Genomic DNA, 17,817 nt, shown 5'->3' with positions numbered 1-17,817 from the left:
CCGCGGCCCGGTCGCCGATTCCCTGGCCGCGGCGCTGCAGGTCGCCGACCAGGCCGGACCGGTGGCCGCACCGCTGGCCGAGTTCGCCAAGGCCGCGTTCGTGCACGGCAGCGGCCAGGCCGCGCTCGCCCTGGCCGCCCTCACCACCGTCGGGGCGATCGTGCTGGCAGTACTGGCCCCCGGCCGCGCACCACGCCGCCGATACATCTCGACCATTTCCCCCGCAAAACACGCTCCCTTCTCGTGAAAGACGCCCGTCATGACGGCCTATCGCACGATCATCGTCGACACCGACGGATCCGACCGCTCCTACCGTGTGGTCGACCACGCCGCCGAACTCGCCCACGCCACCCACGCCCGGCTCCTGATCATCTGCGCCCGCCACCACATCGACGCACGTGAGCTCGGGGCGGACCTCGACCGGCTCGGACCCGACGCCTACCAGCTACGCGGCACCACTCCCACCGAGGCCATCCTGCGGACCGCCCACCAGCACGCCCTCGCCCACGGCGCCACCGACATCGAAACCCACATCCTGTCCGAACCCGCCCCGCACGCGCTGCTGCACCTGGCCGCCGCCACCGGCGCCGACCTCATTGTCACCGCCGATCCCCACCGGCCACCGCTGCTGGCCCGGCTGCTGACTACCCCACCGATCGAGCTCGCCCGCAAAGCCCACTGCGACATCCTCTTCACCACCGCACGGTAGACACACCCCACAGAAAGCGCCCATGACCGAGAACACACCCAGCACCCATACACCCGAGCCCCGACAGGTCCCGGACTGGATTCCCGCCTTCCCTGTGCTCGCACCCGACTCCGCCGACCTGCCACCCCACCACGACCACTGCCTCGGCTGCGGACCGGCCAACCCCCACGGCCACCAGCTACGCGCCCGCCGCGACGCACACGGCGTCCACGCCCACCACCGCTTCGACTCTCGCCACGTCGGCGCCCCCGCGATCGCCCACGGCGGCGCGGTCGCCACCGTCCTCGACGAACTGTTCGGACTCTTGCTCTACACCGTCGGGGAACCCGCGGTCACCCGCCACCTTGCCATCGACTACCTCGCCCCGATCCTGCTCGACACCCCTTACACCCTCCGCGCCCACATCCACGCCCGCGACGGCCGCAAACTCCACCTGCAAGCCACCATCGAAAACGACCACGCCCACGTGATCACCACCGCCACCGCCCTGTTCCTCACCGTCGACGTCAACCACTTCCTCACCCACAACACACCCCCACACACCGATAACACCCCCTGACCTGTTCCGTAACCGGATCGGCCACCGGAACACCACGCAGAGCCAACGTCGGCCCAGCTCACCGGTGTTCCGTAGAGGTGTTCCGCTGACTGTGCCGGTCAACCCCCGCTATCTGGAACACTTTCGGCATGGGTGAGCCGTTCCGCGTCGGATACTGCCGCTGCTCCACCGACGAACAAGACGTCGAGATCCAAACCGAGCAGCTATTGGCGCTCGGAGTGCCGCGTGAGCGGATCTTCATCGACAAAGGGTTCTCCGGGACCACCCGCAAGAACCGGGCCGGGCTCGACAACGCACTCGCCGCCGTCACCTCCGCCGCGGCGGCCATCGACGGGCGACAGGTAGTGCTGACCACGCCGAAGTTCGACCGATTCGCACGCAACATGGCCGAAGCAGGCCAGACCCTGACCGAACTGCGCGAGCGCGAGGTGCTGTTCGGACTCGGGAGCTCGATCTACGACTGGAACGACCCGTTCGGCAAGCTCTTCCTGCAAACCTTGGCCATGGTCGCCGAATTCGAGGCCAACCTCAACCACCTACGCACCCGCGAGGGCATGGCCAAGGCCCGCGCGAAAGGCAGGCTCAAGGGCAAGCAGCCGAAACTTCCTCTCACGGCACGGAAAACAATCCACCGCCGCTACCACGACCCCGCCGACGACGCGAGCCTGGCGGACCTGGCCGAGGAATACAGCGTCGGCCGCTCCACCATCCACCGCATCGTCAGCAGTGCTGCACCACGAGCCTGAGAATTCACCAGCCTGTCGTCAGGATCCCGCTACTTTGCACTTCCTGACAACCTTGGGTTGCGGGCCCTTACGTCCCACACGAGTTCTGGCCCGAATCGGATCGTCGGCGAGCTGGGCGGATACGCCGCGCCCGCCAGGAGCCGGTGGCGAGACAGACGATCGTTTCGACCCAACAGGCCGAGCGGATCACCGACCGGGCACTACGCCATATCCGCCCGATTTTCGGCAAATGCTACGGCTACCCCGCCTTGCGACATGGCCTTGGGTTCGCTTCAAAAGCGTGCTGGTTAGGGATCGTCAAACAGCACACCCGCGAATCCGTCACAGCGAGCCGGGCCGAATTTCCGCCGCGACGGTCTCGCCGTTCGCAAGATTACCCGACTTTTGCGTTTGTTTCGTTTGCTGCGTATATTTCATTTAGAGGAGGTGGGTCATGTCCGCGATCGAACATCCCAGTGCCGTGGAACAGGAACAGGCACGACAAGCACTGAACGTTCTGCGGGACGTCAAAGCGGGCACCGACACGTTCGACGTCACCGTCGACGGGACGTCGGAGTCCGTTCACCTGCCGAGTTCGGCTCTGGAGTTGATCAAAGACGTCTTGGCGAACATGGCGGCCGGCCAGGGCGTGACCGTGGTCCCGGCGCATGCGGAGCTGACCACCCAGCAGGCCGCCGAGCTGCTCAACGTCTCGCGCCCGCACGTGATCAAGCTCCTCGACCAGGGCCTCATCCAGTATCGACTGGTGGGCCGGCATCGCCGGATCTTGGCATCGTCGCTTCTTGAGTACCGGCGCACCCAGCAGCGCGATGCGCGCGGGGCGGCGGACGAGCTGGCCGCCCTGTCCGAGGACCTCGGACTGTACTGACGTGACCTTCACTGTCCTCTACGACGCGAATGTGTTGTACCCGAACGTGCTTCGCGACGTTCTGATTCGTCTTGCCCAGAGCGGACTGGTGCATGCCCGGTGGACCGACCGGATTCTCGACGAGACGTTCCGCAATCTCGCCGCCGACCGGCCGGACATCCCCACCGCCACCCTGGCCAGGCTGCGGGAGCTGATGAACCGAGCGGTCCCGGACTGCATGGTCACCGGATACGAGGCACTCGTCCCAGCGCTGACGCTGCCCGACAAGGACGACCGGCACGTGCTCGCCGCGGCGATCCGCTGCTCAGCGCAGGTGATCGTCACCGCGAATCTGCGTGATTTCCCCGATGCCGAACTCGCCCAGTTCGGCATCGAGGCCCTGCACCCGGATGAGTTCGTCATGGACCTGTTCACACTCGACGGGGCACGGGTGCACCAGGCGATCAGCGCCACCGCTGCGGCGTGGCGCAATCCGCCCGGCACACCGGCCGACGTCTGCGACCGTCTCGCCGTGGCGGGCCTACCGATCTCCGCGGCTGCGTTGCGTCGCTGAGATTCCACGATGTGTTGCACACGGCCTGTTGTTCCGAAAGTTGTACTCGTACCGATGTTTCAAGGACTTGTTTCGGAATCAACTTATGAGACGTCGCGAGCTGGGGCGATTAGATCCCGCGTACACGCAGGACGGCTGTCTCACTGCCAAGGAATGAGACGATGCTGGTGAAGAAGACACCAGCCGAGAGGTTGTGGTGCAATTTTCCACGCGAGCCTGCCGAATCATTCGCCCGGACGGATATTTTCCTGGGTAAGCCGGTCGACCACTTGGGTCGGCAGACACCCATTCTCCGCCAGAGTCTCCCGGACATGGCGCCGCAGGATGTGAATCGGCTCTTGCTTGGCGATGCTGGCCAGCAGGTCCGCCCACACCGCCTCGACGTCACCAGCGATCTGACTCACCACTTCGGTAGATGCAAGGTAGACGTTCGGGTTGGCGACGGGTGCGTGCTCGGGTGCCACCGCCAGACGATCCGACACGATGATCGTCGGACTCCCCGCTGGGGCATGTTCGACGCCCTGGTCAGCGGCCAGTTGGTCAAGCTGAGTGTTGGCCTGCCGGATGTCCTTGAGAGGCAGGAGACCATCGGAGTGCTGCTCCGACTTGGCTTCCACTGTTAGCCAGAGCGCCGAATCCCACCGCCAGGCCGAGTCGCAGCGGCCCTGTCCAGCAGGCTTCGTTGCCGCGGCGCCAAGGAAGGCCCCGAGGGCGCTCAGGGATACCTCGTACGAGGTCGCTTCATCCTGACCGAGGGCCTCACGCATGTCGGCGAGGTCCTTCTTGATTTTGTTCGGCTTCAGCGCCCCGGTGAGCTTGGCAACGATGTTGTTGACTGCCACAGCATCCACGGCCGAGGGCGGGGCTTCCTCCGCCCCGGGTAGTTCCTTCATCTCCTTGAGCCAGGTACCGCGGATCGACGCCTTGGCCGCGTCGCGGACCAACTTTCGCGCATGCGCCCGGTGAGCCTCGCTCTCAGCTCCGAGGTGGAGCCAGATTCCCGCCAGGTAAAGCAGCATCCCGCGGTAACCTCGCGTGGCGTCGCCGCCCTTGCCGACTAGGCGGGCAGCGTCCTCGAGTTTCTGACTAGCCGCGATCCAGTCTTCGGAGAACGCGAGCTTCCATGCCTCCACCTCGAGTTCGGCGGATTCACCGAACGCGGCAGCGCCGGGAGCCTCGACCTTCTCAGCCTCCTCGCGGAACTCTGCAACGAGCGGCTCGCCGCCCTCACGCCAATCAGTGTCGTGTTCCAGGAAAATCCGGACATTGTCCAGGATGTCGGAGGCGTCCTGGCCCTTGCTGTTGTCCCACCCGAACTGGACTTCGGCCTGCAATTCGGGCTCCAGCGCCGTCTGGTTCTCCGCACGTGAGAAGTACCGCGTGAGGTCCGAGCCGACCACGACTACCACGGCGTAGTCGTTCGGGCCACGAGTTGCACGGCCCGCTCCCTGCACGATCCGTGTCCGCAGCCGCTCGGCAAGGGCCGCACTGGCTTCGGCGCGCTCGCTTAGGAACTTCTCTTGAAGACTGACAGCATCCGGCTTGCCATCGAGCACCACGATCCGGCAGGCGTCGTCCGGTAGGTCCATGCCGTCGTATCGGTTCGCCAGGCCAAGCACACCCGTTGGCGCCTTGGCGAACGTGGCGAGGCCTTGCTCGACAACGTCCTTGCCGAATGCGGGGACGCCCTCCCCGGCGAGAAGACGCGCAACCTGCTTGGCGGTTGCAGACGTCTTCTGGCTGAGCACGAGTGCCTTGTTCGTGACACCCACGATATTCTGTGTGAGGCCGCTGGCATCGCCACCTTTTACGAGATCGGGAAAAACGAACAGGCGCCGGCCCGAGCGCGGCGGAGTCTTGGTCGGCAGAGGCATACGGATGATCTCGGAGCGACCGAACGCCCGCTCAAGCTCACCCCCGGAGCCGAGGGTAGCTGACAAGTAGACCCGCTGGCCTGCATGGGAAAACACCTTGTTCTCGAAGGTCGGTGGGATCATCGGGCGAATCTGGATGCCACCGTAGGAGAGGTAGACGCAGCAGGAGGCGAGTCCGCCGCGGATCATGGCGAACTGGTACTTGTACGGCTCGCCGAGCTTGGCGAGCGCTGCGTCGAGTTCTGTGAGCGCCCCGGGGTCGACGGAGGGCAGGATGAGTCGCACCTGGTGGTGTGCCCCGGGATCGGGCGCTCCCTGAAGTCGCTGGATCTGTAGGCCCGAAAGAAAGGGACGCAGCGCCTTAAGGACCGCCAGGTAGGCGGCGTCCGCCTCATGTCGGCGGATCGTGACCCCGTACTGTTCGCCGACAAACTGCTCACCGGCGTGGGCATCGTCGAGCAGGACGAGGCGCGGCACGGGCAGCTTTGGGCTGCTGTTGAAGATCGAGCTGTACGTTGTGATCGCGATGGCCTCGCCGCCCTCGACATCGCTCTCGTCCGCCGGGTTCCAGTCGTGGTGACTGCCGACAAGGAGCCGGGCGGGCACGCCTTCGTTCTTGGCGGTGGTGAGTATTTGGTCGGCCAACTGCTTGGTCGGCGCCGCGTACAGGACAGGCCCTTCGGCCTTGCGTCGCACCCACTCGGCGACTAGCAGTCCGGGGAGGGTCTTGCCAGTCCCGGTCGGCAGTTCCAGTGCCAGGTCAGGCGTGTCCTGGTGCTTCGTGGCATATGCCCGGAGCGCGTCGCCCTGGTGGATCCACAGCGAGCTGACAGCATCTGCTGTTCGTGGAAGGGAGCCTCGGAGATACATCTCCTCAGGGGAGTCGAACAGCTGCTGAGCCTTCTTAGTCTTGCCCTGAAACGCCATTGTCAGGACTCCCTTCGTCGTCTGCGGTCAGCTCGCTCGGTCACGTGCTGTCTCTGGCACTCAAGCTCGCGCCGGCTGGCATGGTTGTAAGCGCTTCCCGTTCGATTCAGTCGGCGAGGCGTCGGTACACCGACGGTAGTAGCTCCCCGAGCAGTTTCTGTGCGAGGTCCTTGTTGTTGAGGATCTGCACTGAGAGGTCTGTCGAGGAGTCCATCGCGCCGATCACGGCGTCGACGAACGCGCTGTCGATGTCGGGGCTGGCCGAGAACTGGGCCAGGCTGTTGTTCTTGGCCTGCTGTTGCAGGTTCTCGTTCTCCTCGAGCCGGTCCTTGATGTGGGTGACGACGTTGCGGACCGACGAGTCGGGGTGGTCGCCGGAGAACAGGTCGTTGATCTTCGCGATCACCTCCTCCAACGCGACCAGGTCCGGATCCTTCACAGTGCCGGTGCCGGCGTCCTTGGCCGGTTCCAGCTGCACGCCGGGGGTGGGGGCCGGGTTCTGCTGGGCCTGTTCGTGGTGGCCGAGGTAGTCGATCGTGACCGCGGACAGGTCGATCGGGGTCTGCTTCTCCCCACCGGTGAGCTGCGGGGCCAGCAGTTTCAGATAGATGACGAGTTTTTCGAGCCACGGGTTTTCGTAGTCGAACAACTGGGAGAGGAACTCGTACTGGCGGATATAGGTGCCGACGTCCTTGCGGAACATCGCCAGTTCGTCGATCGTGGCTCGGTCGTTGTGTTCGACGGCGGTTTTCATGCGGATCGTGTACCGCTCGGCCGCCGGGGCGATCCACTTTTCGAGGGCACTGTTGCCCTTCTTCGCCAGATAGGCGTCGACGAGACCGTGAACTTCGGAGGCCTCGTAGATGCCAGCGACGGCGAGTTTGCGTTCGGTGTCGTGGACGATGTTCGGATCGGTGACATCGGCGAGGGTGGTGGCCTCGTAGTACGGGGAGAACGCATCGACGATGTCGGCAACCTCGTTCGCGAAATCGAGCACAAACGTCTGATCCTTCAACGGCGCAAATGTACGGTTGAGCCGAGACAAGGTCTGCACCGCCTGGACGCCGCCGAGCTTCTTGTCGACATACATCGCAACCAGTTTCGGCTGGTCAAACCCGGTCTGGAACTTGTTCGCCACCAGCATCACCTGAAACTCGTCGGTGGCGAACGCATCCCGCAGATCCCGCCCCTTCAAACCGGGGTTCATGCTGGTTTCGGTGAACGGCTCATCGCTGCCGGATTCGGCATCCTTCACTTCGCCGGAGAACGCCACCAGCGCGGCAACGTCGGTGTAGCCGTTCTCGGCGACGTACCGGTCGAAGGCGAGCTTGTAGCGGACCGCGGCCTTGCGGGAGGAGGTGACGACCATCGCCTTGGCCTGCCCGTTCAGCCGCCACGCCACGTTCTGGCGGAAGTGTTCGACGATGATCTGCACCTTCTGGGCGATGTTCGTCGGATGCAGTTTCACCCAGTTCATCACCGACTTCACCGCCGCCGACCGATCCACCAGATCCGCATCGTCGGGGTCGGCACCGCTAGTGACCGCGATCGTGCCCTCGCTGGTGTCGGAGGTGGCGTAGGTTTTTCCGCCGTGCGAGAGTCGGAACGCGGTCTTGTAGGGGGTGTAGTTGCGCAGCACGTCGAGGATGAAGCCCTCGTCGATGGCCTGCTGCATCGAATACAGGTGGAACGGGCGGGGGGATCCGTCCGCACCTTTACGGCCGAACGTCTCCAGTGTGGTGGCCTTCGGGGTCGCGGTGAACGCGAAGAACGAGACGTTCTGTGTGTTCGCTCGTGCCTTGGTCTCAGCGCTCAGGACGTCCTCGGCTGGTACCGGCGCGCCCTCCGCGACTTCAGCCAGTTCTTTCTTGGACAGAACTTCCTTGAGTTTGCTCGACGCTCCACCGGTCTGTGACGAGTGGGCCTCGTCCGCAATGATCGCGAAATTCCGATTCTGGAGGGTTTCCTTGTTCTCGATCACATCCAACGCGAACGGGAACGTTTGAATGGTGACGATGATGATGTGCGTCCCGGACTCGAGCGCATCCGCTAACTCACTGGATTTCGAGCCCGTGAGGCCGTCGATGTGGGCGACGACGCCGGTGGTGCGGTTGATTTGGTGGATCGCCTCCTGCAACTGCGCATCGAGCACCGTGCGGTCGGTGACCACGATGACCGACGAGAACACCTTCTCATCGCGCTCGTTGTAGAGGCTCGCCAAACGCTGCGCGAGCCAGGAGATCGAGTTCGTCTTCCCCGACCCGGCTGAATGCTGGATCAGATACTTGTGTCCCGGCCCCTCCGCCCGAGCGGCCGCCACCAACTGGGTGACTGCTTCCCACTGATGGAACCGCGGGAACAGCAGCGTTTCCTTGCGGGTCTTCTTCCCCGTCACCGGATCCCGCCGTTCGGACACCTCCAGATGGAGGAACCGGTCGAGGATCTCGAGCCACGTATCACGCTGCAGGATCGTCTCCCACAGATATGACGACGCCGACCCGTGCGGGTTCGGTGGATTCCCCGCCCGGTGACCGTTGCCGCGGTTGAACGGCAGAAACACCGTTCCCGGCCCATTGAGCCGGGTGGTCATGTGCACTTGCTTGTTCGACACCGCGAAGTGCACCAGGGCGCGTTTGCCGAACGTCAGCAGCGGTTCCCCCTTTGGGGCCCGATCCTTTTTGTACTGCTCGATCGCATGTTCCACCGACTGCGTGAAATCGGTCTTCAGCTCCGCGGTCGCGACCGGGATACCGTTGACGAAGAACACCAGATCGATGGCCTTCTTGGTGTTCGATGTCGAGTAGCGTACCTGCCGCATCACCCGCAACCGCACCGCCGCATACCGGGCCGCGGTCGTCACGTTCAACCCCGAATTGGGTTTGAACTGGCACATCGCAAACGAGGCATTGAAGTCGGAGAACCCGCGACGCAACACCGCCAGCGTGCCACCATCGGCCTTCAGATCAGCCGACAACGCCTTCACGAGGCGCTGCAACAGAGCAATTTTCGCCTTTTCCTGTACCTCCGGGGAGTCGGCGGGCTTGACCCGCTTCTCCCACTCGGTCGGCTGCGTCTCAGCGAGCCAGGAGAACACGTCCTCCGAAAACAGGGCCAACTCGCGGTCGTAGCCGGAGTCGTCCGGAGAGTACAACCAGCCGCGGCTAGCGAGATGCTGGCAGATCTCGTCCTCAAGGACAGACTCATGGTGTTGCGGCATGATTAGGCTCCCCCCGCACGTCGATCTTCCCCGTCACCGCATCGGTGATCAGTGCAGAGCGGTACTCACACAGCGTCTCGATCATCTCGGTCGACTTGTCGATCAAGGCGTCGATCTTCACGCAGCGCGCATCAAGAAACTCAGCGATTGCGATCTGTTCTTCGATTGGAGGTAGCAATGCCTCCATCCCCAGGTGATCGCCCGGCGTAATGCTCCACTGACTTGGTCTAACTCCAGTCGATAGCCTCCCGTAGCCGGCGGCGTACCGCTGGCAGCGGAACAAATAGTTCAGGAAACCATCAAACTGATCGTGAAGAGGCTTGTACACGTAGTAGTCCGGGCTGATGATCCCTCGGTACCGCGAGATGCCAACAGAGCCCTGCCATGCCTTCATGCGGTTCACCACAAGATCACCATGCTCAACGAGCTGGTAGTAGCTCAGATCAGCCGACGCCTTGTTGAAGTTGTCAGTCCTGCTGTCCTTCGGAACTACCCCGTAGTCACGGTAGATAGACAAGAGCTGCTCATCAGGATGGTCTTGATCCTTGCGCTTCGCATACAGGTAGCGAAGGGGGATGAGCTTCCAGTGTGCGGGCACGCTGCCGAGCCAACCGATCCCTGTGTTCTTCATCTCGGCGTTCGGGTCGAGGCCCTTGGTGACGGCCTGGGTGATCGTGGCGGCACGGTCCTCACGCAGGGTGGTGATGAGCTGCTCCTGTTTGGCGATCAAGACATCGATCTTCGCGGTCTCACGGTCGAGGAAGCTTGCGATCGCTTGCTGGACTTCATAGGTCGGCGCTGGGAGCCGGACAGCATTCAGATCGCCTTGAGTCATGCTCGGCAGTGCAGTGCTCGTGGATAGCAGGCTAAATGGAATGGTCGTGCAGGCGTAGTAGAGGAAAGCTGCATCCACCTCCGGGTGGGGCTGCGCACAGAATATGGTGTCGACAGTCCAGAACTCCCCGTCTACAAGGATCGGCCTGTCGATCGTCCCCTTCCGTCCCAGAAGCACAGCCGGTCCGGAGTAGAGCGATCGAGTTGCACGGGTGAACTCCCCACCAGATCCGTAAACTGGGAAATCCCCAAGATCGTCCTGGACCCCGCTATGGTCCGCGCCGTTGCGAATCCGAGCCAAACGTCGGAGCTGTTGAGTCGGATACATCTATGCGCCCACCTCGGCGAGCATGGCCTGGATTTCGGTGACGAGGCTGCGGAGGTCTTTCTGGATTTCTTCGAGGGGTCGGGGTGGGGTGTAGCGGTAGAAGTGACGGGTGAAGGGGATTTCGTAGCCGGTCTTGGTCTTGTCGTGGTCGATCCACGCGTCGGGGACGTGGGGGAGGATCTCCCGGGCGAAGTACTTTTCGATGTCCTCCGACAGGGGCACGTTCTCGGTGTCGCGCAGGGAGGAGTCGGCTTCGGGTTTGCCCTTGGTGGTGACGATGTCGGCGGCGGGGTCGTGCTGCCCGATGCTGGTCCAGATCGCCTTCACAATCGGTGCGGCGGGCTTGGCCATGCCGGCATCCTTGAGCGCGGTCTTGAGGTCGGCGACGAACTTCTCGCGGTTCGACCAGGACCGGCCGACCAGTGTGGTGAGCGCGTCCCGGACAGCGGTCTGCTCGGCATCGGGGAGCTTGGCGATCGCCTTGACGGCGAGGACTTGCTCGGCGGTGTCCTCGTGGACGTGGAAGGACAGTTGGAGGGGCCGTTCGACGGTGATGGTGCGGTACCCGAACGCTTCGTTGTCGAAGATCTTCGACAACGCGGGATCATCGATGCCGTCGTCGTGGCGGAACTCGTCGTAGAGCTGGCAGATCAATTGGATGTCCTCGTCGCGGAGCTGCTTGCGCTTGGAGCCCAACGATTTGCGCATCTTGCCGAACATGTCGACGGCGTTGATGAGCTGGACCTTGCCTTTTCGTTGCCCGGTTTTTTTGTTGTCGAGGATCCAGATGTAGGTGGAGATGCCGGTGTTGTAGAACATGTCGGTCGGCAGCGCGATGATCGCGTCGAGCAGGTCGTTCTCGATGATCCACTGCCGGATGTTCGACTCGCCGGAGCCGGCGCCGCCGGTGAACAGCGGCGAGCCGTTCAAGACGATCGCCAGGCGTGAGCCCTTGTCATCGGGGCTGCGGACGGGGCGCATCTTCTTGATCAAATGGAGCAGGAACAATAGGGAGCCGTCAGAGACGCGGGGCAGGCCGGGTCCGAAGCGGCCGGCGTGTCCGAGTTGTTCGTGTTCGTCGGTGACCTTCTTCTGCTGGGTTTTCCATTCCACTCCGAACGGGGGGTTGGAGAGCAGGAAGTCGAAGTGGTGACCGCTGAAGCCGTCGTCGGCGAGGGTGTCGCCGAGGTAGATGTTGTCGACGGACTGGCCTTTGATGACCATGTCGGATTTGCACATCGCGTAGGAGCGGGGGTTGATCTCCTGCCCGTACAGCACCGGTTTGGCGGCGGGGTTCATCTCGACGAGGTGGTCGTAGGCGGTTGAGAGCATGCCGCCGGTGCCGGCGGCGGGGTCGTAGATGGTGCGCACGATGCCGGGTGCGGTGAGTTCGAGGTCCTGGTCGGCGTAGAGCAGGTCGACCATCAGCGCGATGACTTCGCGGGGGGTGAAGTGGTCACCGGCCTGGGCATTGTTGGATTCGGCGAACTTGCGGATGAGTTCTTCGAAGATGTAGCCCATGTCGTGCCCGGATACCCGATCTGGGTGCAGGTCGACGTTCGCGAACTCCTTGACGATCAGGAACAGCCGGTCCTTCTTGTCGAGTTCGGCGATCAGGGTGGGCAGGCCGTAGCCGTCGAACACGTCGCGGATGTTCGCCGAGAACCCTTCGATGTAGTCGAGCAGGTTGTCCACCAGCCCGGCCGGGTCGGCAGCAAGCTTTCCGAAGTCCCACACCGAGGTGTTGAAGAACGGCAGCCCGAACTTGGACTTGAGCACCACGAACGGGTCGATCCCCAGCCCCTGGACCTTCTTATATTCGGCGATCACCTCGTCCTTGGTGGGGGCGAGGATCGCGTCTAGGCGCCGCAGGATCGTGAACGGCAAGATCACATCGCCGTACTGGTTCGGCTGGTAGGGGCCGCGCAGCAGGTTCGCGATATTCCAGATCAAGGACGCGTTCGTCGTCGCCATAGGGGTGTTCGTCTCCTTCGCCAGTACTGGGAACGAACTTACCGGGGCGTGGGGACAGCTCCGCCCAGGCGACAGCACCACGGGCGCGGGTGAACCAGGGGATTGGTCCCGAAGGGCCAGTTGACGTAAGAGCCGGTTCTCGGTGGTGACGACCGGAGGCTTGAGTCGTGGTGGAGTGGGCTGGCACCTCGCCCCGGCCATCGCGTGCACCCGCCGGGATGCCGGCGCCGGGTGCACGCGGTCACTCGGGTCGTCAGGTCGACAGGTCGAGCAGACGCACCTCGGTCAAGGTCGCGAGCCGGCGGACCAGTTCGACTTCGGGCCGCACCCAGCGGCAACGGCTCAGCGCAAGGGCACCGCTGTCGAGGTTGGCGCACACGTCGTTGCGGATGGCCGCCCGGAACATCGCTCGTCGAGCGTGGCGGAAGTAGCAGGCAGCTGCGGCACACACCTGCGGCCGATAGAACGCCGTGCTCTTCGAGTCGATAACGCCCCATCCATCACCGGTGGCATCGCGTTCGTGTCAGACCGGACACCTACAGTGACCCGCCGAGTACCCGAAAGGGGCATTGCGCCCGATTGGGACTCTGTGTCAGAACTGCAACGACAGAACAGGAACGGTTGATGGCTCTTCCGACGATCGGCGTCCACTATCTCGGCACCGTGTATTCCCCGTTCAGTGGGCAGGCAGCCGATTCGGACGACGGAGCGAACACCGGTGATCCGACCCTGCTGTTCGTCTACTACGGCGGTGCAACCGTTTGGGGCTACATCAGCCCCCCGGGTCACAGAAGAGATGCCGACCGAGGCCGGGGATCCGGAAGATCTCGACCCGGACGAACTCTTCGCGCTCCTGGAGATCGACGGCGCGATGGTCATGGTCGTCGATACCGACTGGAACGGCATCAACTACTACGGATTCGCCCCGGTCGAAACCGACAAATGATCTGTGCGCAGAGAAATCCCCGCCGCAAGGGGTACGGCGGGGATTTCTCTCCAGTGTGACAGAACCACCCGATACTCTCGGCGATCACCGTCACCGAGAACCGTCCGACCGCCGATCCGCTCGGGTGTGTGCCGAGCCGATCCCCGTATGCCGGGGGTGTCGCCGTTCGGTGATAGACACAGGTCGTGGCGCACTGGGATGTATTGATCGACAAGCTGGCGGTCGCCGACACGCCGGTCCGGCTGACGTGGGACGAACTCGAATCGCTCGTCGGGGACCTGCCGACCTCGGCGGTCAGACACCGCACCTGGTGGTCGGGCGATCGCGGCCATGTCAACGCCTGGAAGGCCGCCGGATTCGTCCTCACCGACCTGCGGCTGGGCGAGACGGTCACCTTCGACCGCATCACTACCCCCGGCCACCCGTCGTCGGATGTCGTGGCGGCGGATGGTCCCGGCCCCACCGCGACAGCCGGTGAGCGCTCGGATGGACATGTCGAGGCGGATCTGGTGCTCGTCACCTGCGTGAAGTCCAAACGCGAGGCGCCATCGGCGGCGAAAGATCTGTACGTCTCGCCGTTGTTCACCAAGCAGCGGGCCTACGCCGAACAGACGGGACGGCCGTGGTTCATCCTCTCGGCCGAACACGGACTGGTCGCCCCCGACGACTGGCTCGCCCCGTACGAACGCTATCTCCCCGACACCCCGCCCGCGTATCGCGCTGCATGGGGGAGGTGGGTGGCCGAACGCCTCGAACTGCTGACCGGTCCGCTGCAGGACCGGGTCGTCGAGATCCACGCCGGAGCGACCTACCTCGACGCTTTGGCACCGCACCTGCACGCCAAAGGCGCCAGCATCCGCACCCCGTTGGCGGGGTTGAGCATGGGACATCGCCTGAGCTGGTACACCCAGCACGGCAGCGACACCCCGGCCGCCGAACCGACGCCGGTGGCGGATGGCGGGGCCACGCATGCCGATACCGCTGCCTTCGTCGCCGGGCTGCTCGATCACACCCACGCCATGCGCCCGACCCAGTTCCTTGCCACCGATCCGGCGCCGTGGAAGCGGCCCGGCTTGTACAGCTGGTGGGTCGATGCCGCCGGCGCCGATGATCTCACCGTCGGTCTCGACCTGCCGATCGCACCGGGGTTGATCTACGCCGGGCTGGCCGGGGCGACACGCTGGCCCAGCGGCAAACGCTCCTCCAACACGTTGTGGTCCCGTATCGCCGGCATGCACCTGGGCGGTAAGCACGAGTTCTCCACCTTTCGGCGCACCCTCGGCTCGATCCTCGCCCACGCGCAGGGCAGCGACGTCATCGACGAGACTGCGTTGACCGCGTGGATGACCCGTCATCTGAGCGTGGTGGCGATTGCCTCCGCCGATCCGGACACCCTCGGGCACCTCGAGGACGAGGTCCTCGCGGCGATCGACCCACCGCTGAACCTGCAAGGGATGGCCGCCACCCCGGTCCGGATCCGGCTGAAAGAACTGCGGCGGCGCCACCGCTGACCGACGCCGGCCCGCGCACCGAGTGGCCTGCAGCCGGCTCGCGGATCGATGCTCGGGCGCGCCATCGGTGCAGGTCATATGTCCTGCACCCGCCCAGCATCCGACACGGCCGCAGGGTCGGTCCGTCGTCAGGGCGTGATCCGCCCGCACCGAGGGGGCGGCGTCGCTCCCGGCCGCGCTGCTGTACCAGTCCCGCGCTTGCGGTCCTGGAATCAATAGGCGAGAGAGTGGGCGATCTGGGCGATCGCCGCCTCGAAACGCTCCCGGCCCCCGGATGAGTTCAAGCCGCGGGCCGAGCAATGCGGAATCTTGCCGGGCAGCACATACAAGTCGCCGGTGATGCCGGCGCGGGCCCAGCCGTCGCGGGCAGCGGCCCCCAGCAACAGCACCTGCTCGAGCTTCGGGCACAGCTCGACGACTTCCCGGGTCCACCGCACCGCCCGGGCACGTTCGGCGGCTGTCGAGCCCCCGTTCTTGACCCCTGCCACGGGAAACGGCACCACATTCCAGTGCACGACCTGCGACGACGAGACGCCGTGGCGGGCGTAGGCCTCGCGGCAGTTGCGGGCGGTGCGATCGTCGTTGTCCAGACTCAGCAACCCGGAGCCGGTACCCGCCTCGGCCTTGGTGGACGGATTGTCGAGCAACACCAGCACCCGTGCTTCGATACCGCCTTGGTCCGGGTCGACGTACGGCACGTGACCGCGGGGCAAGCCGACCGCATCGGCGATCCGGTCCGCCAGGTCGTTGAGCGGCTTGACGTGGGGTTCGCGGATCCGTGCAAGTTTCGCGGCGACCACCGCGGGGTCGGCGTTACGTCCGTTCGGCATGCGACAGACCATGACACATCGGACCGCCAGAGGACCGCCGCCCGGGCCGGCTGGCCTCTCCGGTCGTCGCAAACGAGTGGGACGCAAAGACGTTGGACACGGCGGTGTGGAAGTCCGGCGCACCTCTCCTCGAGCGGTCGACACAGACGGTGACGTTCATGATGCCGGTTCGGCGGCGTTGATCTGCAGGGCGCAGCGCAGCACGATCGGCCAGAGCCGGTCGATCTCGACCTCGACCAGGGAAATCTTGCGGGCCGGGCCTGTGCGGTCCTGACCGAGGAAGGCAGCGAGCTGCTCGAAGCCCGGGTGGGCTTTGAGCTGCGGATAGTTCGTCCAGTTTCCTCGTGCCAGCAGTTCGCCGTCTTCTCCGGCGAGCAGGTGCAGTGGAGCGAATCTGAGTCCGTAGTGGTGCAGGAACACCCCACCGGTCGGGGGTCGACCGAACCACAGGTCCTCGGCGGTGCCTTTGCGTTCGTCGAGGCCCTCAATGCGGGTGAACAACTCGACCGCCCGGGTACGGGCGGCGCCGGGAGCGAGGGCGTCGAGGAAGGCGTCTTTCGTCCACAGACGTGTGGTCCGGGAGGAGTGTGCTTTCGCCGCGGCGACCTCCGCGCCGAAGGTCGAGGGGGTGAGGATCTCGATGTCGCCGTGGCGGGCGTAGGTCAGTTGCAGGGCGGTGACACGGACGTCGTCGCGGGTGATGCGGTTGAGGTACTCGATCAGGCGGCGCAGGTCGGCGTCGATGCGGTCGACCGCCAGGCACAGGTGGATCCGGCCGTCGCCGATATTGCGGTCGAGTTGTGCGCGGGTGCCGTCGTCGAGGCTGGACAGGTCCGGACCTGGCCGATGACCAGACGGCGGCGTTCGGAGTTGGAGGCGAGTTTGCATTCGACGACGGTGATCTCCCCGTTCGGATCGACGATGCACACATCGGCCGGTCCGGCGGTGGTGGACAGCTCCCGCAGGGCCACCGCGCCGTCGGGTACACCCGGCACGTGGTGCGGCGCGTCGGCGATGATCGCCTGCAGGTGGTCTTCATCGGTGTAGGCCGTCATCTCCGGCGACGACCACGCACCGCCCGTGCCGGCGTCTCGGATCAGCAGGGATCTGTTGCTCGTTCCTGCCATTGCGTCTTCTTTCGGGTCGGTCGACGATGTGTGCGCACCGTATCCAACGGCTGCGACCGGCGCGATGGGTTCGTCGCCTCGAGGAAGGGTGGCTGGAAGAAGACCCTTGAGGACGAGATGGTCGAGCTCGCGGTCGACCGGACCGAGATGTTCACCGGGGACCTGCATCGGCTCCGCCCGAAGGGGTCCGGTGAAGTCGGACGGCGCGAGGGGCCTCCGAGCGTGCTGAACTTGACCGACGTCGCCCCCGACATCGTCACCGGGGGTGATGACAGCGTCGGGTTCAGGCGACAGCCCAGGTCAGCAGGTCGAGCAGACGCACATCGGTCAGGCTCGCGAGCCGACGGGCCTGCTCGGTCTCGGACTGCGCCAGGCGCCGGCGCAGCAGCGGGGGGGCACCGTTGTCGAGGTTGGTGCACACGTCGTCGCGGATAGCCGCCCAGAACATCGCTCGCCGGCCGCGGTGAGGGTATCGGGCCGCGGCGGCACGAGCGTGGAATCGGTAGAACGCCATGACCTTCGAGTCGAGGACGGGGAACAATCCGGGGCGTTTGAGGTGAAGCACCTTGCTGATCTTGGCTACCCCCACGTGCCGGGGCGCGGCGGTGCGGAAATGGTCGTAGAGAGCTTCGGCACGGTCGTAGAGTTCGCCGCCGATGTTCGGGTCGGCGTCGACCAACCGCGCGTCGATCGGCACCGCCGCCCACGGGGCGTCGGCGGCGGTACGGATGAACCAGTCGCGTTGGGCGTGGCTGATGCGGGAGCGCACCTTGTGGGTGCGGGCGATCTCGTCGGCGGTGATCACCGCGGCGGG

Annotated in this window: 15 protein-coding genes and 1 pseudogene; 8 read left to right on the top strand and 8 right to left on the bottom strand. The window is 64.8% G+C overall.

All coding sequences use genetic code 11. The annotated features are described in order from the left end of the window. The 6 genes and pseudogenes from A8G18_RS23055 to A8G18_RS11580 form a co-directional block, all read left to right on the top strand. Window positions 1–247, top strand: a pseudogene (locus A8G18_RS23055) (MFS transporter); the annotation flags it as partial. 12 nt (window positions 248–259) lie between these two features. Further along, complete coding sequence (locus A8G18_RS11600; protein ID WP_006553198.1) at window positions 260–709, top strand: universal stress protein; 450 nt, start codon at window positions 260–262, stop codon at window positions 707–709. Between the two features lie 22 nt (window positions 710–731). Continuing rightward, complete coding sequence (locus tag A8G18_RS11595; protein ID WP_006553199.1) at window positions 732–1,268, top strand: PaaI family thioesterase; 537 nt, start codon at window positions 732–734, stop codon at window positions 1,266–1,268. Between the two features lie 128 nt (window positions 1,269–1,396). Continuing rightward, complete coding sequence (locus A8G18_RS11590; protein ID WP_006553200.1) at window positions 1,397–2,014, top strand: recombinase family protein; 618 nt, start codon at window positions 1,397–1,399, stop codon at window positions 2,012–2,014. 433 nt (window positions 2,015–2,447) lie between these two features. Continuing rightward, window positions 2,448–2,882 carry a helix-turn-helix domain-containing protein gene (locus tag A8G18_RS11585; RefSeq protein ID WP_064063994.1) on the top strand — a complete coding sequence of 145 codons (435 nt, stop codon included), beginning with the start codon at window positions 2,448–2,450 and terminating at the stop codon, window positions 2,880–2,882. Window position 2,883: 1 nt separating this feature from the next. Then, entirely contained in the window at window positions 2,884–3,435 is a 552-nt protein-coding gene (locus A8G18_RS11580) for a PIN domain-containing protein (protein WP_064063993.1), read from the top strand. A 224-nt stretch (window positions 3,436–3,659) separates the two neighbouring features. Here A8G18_RS11580 and A8G18_RS11575 read toward each other — a convergent pair whose 3' ends face one another. From A8G18_RS11575 to A8G18_RS22820, 5 genes are all read right to left on the bottom strand, one after another. After that, a complete protein-coding gene (locus tag A8G18_RS11575) occupies window positions 3,660–6,236 on the bottom strand; it encodes a DEAD/DEAH box helicase (protein ID WP_064063992.1) in 2,577 nt (858 codons plus the stop codon). Between the two features lie 106 nt (window positions 6,237–6,342). Then, window positions 6,343–9,453: a type I restriction endonuclease subunit R gene (locus A8G18_RS11570; RefSeq protein WP_064063991.1), complete on the bottom strand. Its 3,111-nt coding sequence runs from the start codon at window positions 9,451–9,453 to the stop codon at window positions 6,343–6,345. Beyond that, complete coding sequence (locus A8G18_RS11565; protein ID WP_084421726.1) at window positions 9,437–10,615, bottom strand: restriction endonuclease subunit S; 1,179 nt, start codon at window positions 10,613–10,615, stop codon at window positions 9,437–9,439. The genes A8G18_RS11570 and A8G18_RS11565 overlap by 17 nt, the downstream gene beginning before the upstream one ends. Further along, the gene (locus tag A8G18_RS11560) at window positions 10,616–12,589 is read right to left on the bottom strand and encodes a type I restriction-modification system subunit M (protein WP_064063989.1); all 1,974 of its coding nucleotides are present in this window, start codon (window positions 12,587–12,589) and stop codon (window positions 10,616–10,618) included. It abuts the gene before it with no gap. A 253-nt stretch (window positions 12,590–12,842) separates the two neighbouring features. Beyond that, window positions 12,843–13,040, bottom strand: a complete 198-nt coding sequence (locus A8G18_RS22820) for a hypothetical protein (protein ID WP_147290725.1) — start codon at window positions 13,038–13,040, stop codon at window positions 12,843–12,845. A 345-nt stretch (window positions 13,041–13,385) separates the two neighbouring features. On the opposite strand from A8G18_RS22820, the gene A8G18_RS22815 reads away from it, so the two are divergent. Next, window positions 13,386–13,535 carry a hypothetical protein gene (locus tag A8G18_RS22815; RefSeq protein ID WP_157100849.1) on the top strand — a complete coding sequence of 50 codons (150 nt, stop codon included), beginning with the start codon at window positions 13,386–13,388 and terminating at the stop codon, window positions 13,533–13,535. Between the two features lie 185 nt (window positions 13,536–13,720). Beyond that, window positions 13,721–15,046: a DUF6884 domain-containing protein gene (locus tag A8G18_RS11555; protein ID WP_245207851.1), complete on the top strand. Its 1,326-nt coding sequence runs from the start codon at window positions 13,721–13,723 to the stop codon at window positions 15,044–15,046. A 212-nt stretch (window positions 15,047–15,258) separates the two neighbouring features. Here the strand turns inward: A8G18_RS11555 and A8G18_RS11550 are convergent, their stop codons facing one another. The 3 genes from A8G18_RS11550 to A8G18_RS23050 form a co-directional block, all read right to left on the bottom strand. Then, window positions 15,259–15,876, bottom strand: a complete 618-nt coding sequence (locus A8G18_RS11550; protein WP_064063988.1) for a uracil-DNA glycosylase — start codon at window positions 15,874–15,876, stop codon at window positions 15,259–15,261. Between the two features lie 156 nt (window positions 15,877–16,032). After that, window positions 16,033–16,764, bottom strand: coding sequence for a hypothetical protein (locus tag A8G18_RS22810; RefSeq protein ID WP_115311626.1), 732 nt, complete (start codon window positions 16,762–16,764; stop codon window positions 16,033–16,035). Between the two features lie 522 nt (window positions 16,765–17,286). Continuing rightward, window positions 17,287–17,817, bottom strand: a 531-nt coding sequence (locus A8G18_RS23050) for a DUF6308 family protein (protein WP_064063986.1), incomplete at its 5' end; no start/stop codon positions are given.

The organism is Rhodococcus gordoniae (assembly GCF_001646655.1).
Taxonomy (GTDB): domain Bacteria; phylum Actinomycetota; class Actinomycetes; order Mycobacteriales; family Mycobacteriaceae; genus Rhodococcus; species Rhodococcus gordoniae.
Note: the sequence above shows the minus strand (reverse complement) of the source record. Positions and strands in the feature narration are given on the sequence as shown.

Excerpts from the sequence above, each read along its gene's own strand:
- A8G18_RS11600 (WP_006553198.1), top strand. The coding sequence starts at position 260 with ATGACGGCCTATCGCACGATCATCGTCGACACCGACGGATCCGACCGC.
- A8G18_RS11595 (WP_006553199.1), top strand. The coding sequence starts at position 732 with ATGACCGAGAACACACCCAGCACCCATACACCCGAGCCCCGACAGGTC.
- A8G18_RS11590 (WP_006553200.1), top strand. The coding sequence starts at position 1,397 with ATGGGTGAGCCGTTCCGCGTCGGATACTGCCGCTGCTCCACCGACGAA.
- A8G18_RS11585 (WP_064063994.1), top strand. The coding sequence starts at position 2,448 with ATGTCCGCGATCGAACATCCCAGTGCCGTGGAACAGGAACAGGCACGA.
- A8G18_RS11575 (WP_064063992.1), bottom strand. The coding sequence starts at position 6,236 with ATGGCGTTTCAGGGCAAGACTAAGAAGGCTCAGCAGCTGTTCGACTCC.
- A8G18_RS11570 (WP_064063991.1), bottom strand. The coding sequence starts at position 9,453 with ATGCCGCAACACCATGAGTCTGTCCTTGAGGACGAGATCTGCCAGCAT.
- A8G18_RS11565 (WP_084421726.1), bottom strand. The coding sequence starts at position 10,615 with ATGTATCCGACTCAACAGCTCCGACGTTTGGCTCGGATTCGCAACGGC.
- A8G18_RS11560 (WP_064063989.1), bottom strand. The coding sequence starts at position 12,589 with ATGGCGACGACGAACGCGTCCTTGATCTGGAATATCGCGAACCTGCTG.
- A8G18_RS22815 (WP_157100849.1), top strand. The coding sequence starts at position 13,386 with ATGCCGACCGAGGCCGGGGATCCGGAAGATCTCGACCCGGACGAACTC.
- A8G18_RS11550 (WP_064063988.1), bottom strand. The coding sequence starts at position 15,876 with ATGCCGAACGGACGTAACGCCGACCCCGCGGTGGTCGCCGCGAAACTT.
- A8G18_RS22810 (WP_115311626.1), bottom strand. The coding sequence starts at position 16,764 with ATGCAAACTCGCCTCCAACTCCGAACGCCGCCGTCTGGTCATCGGCCA.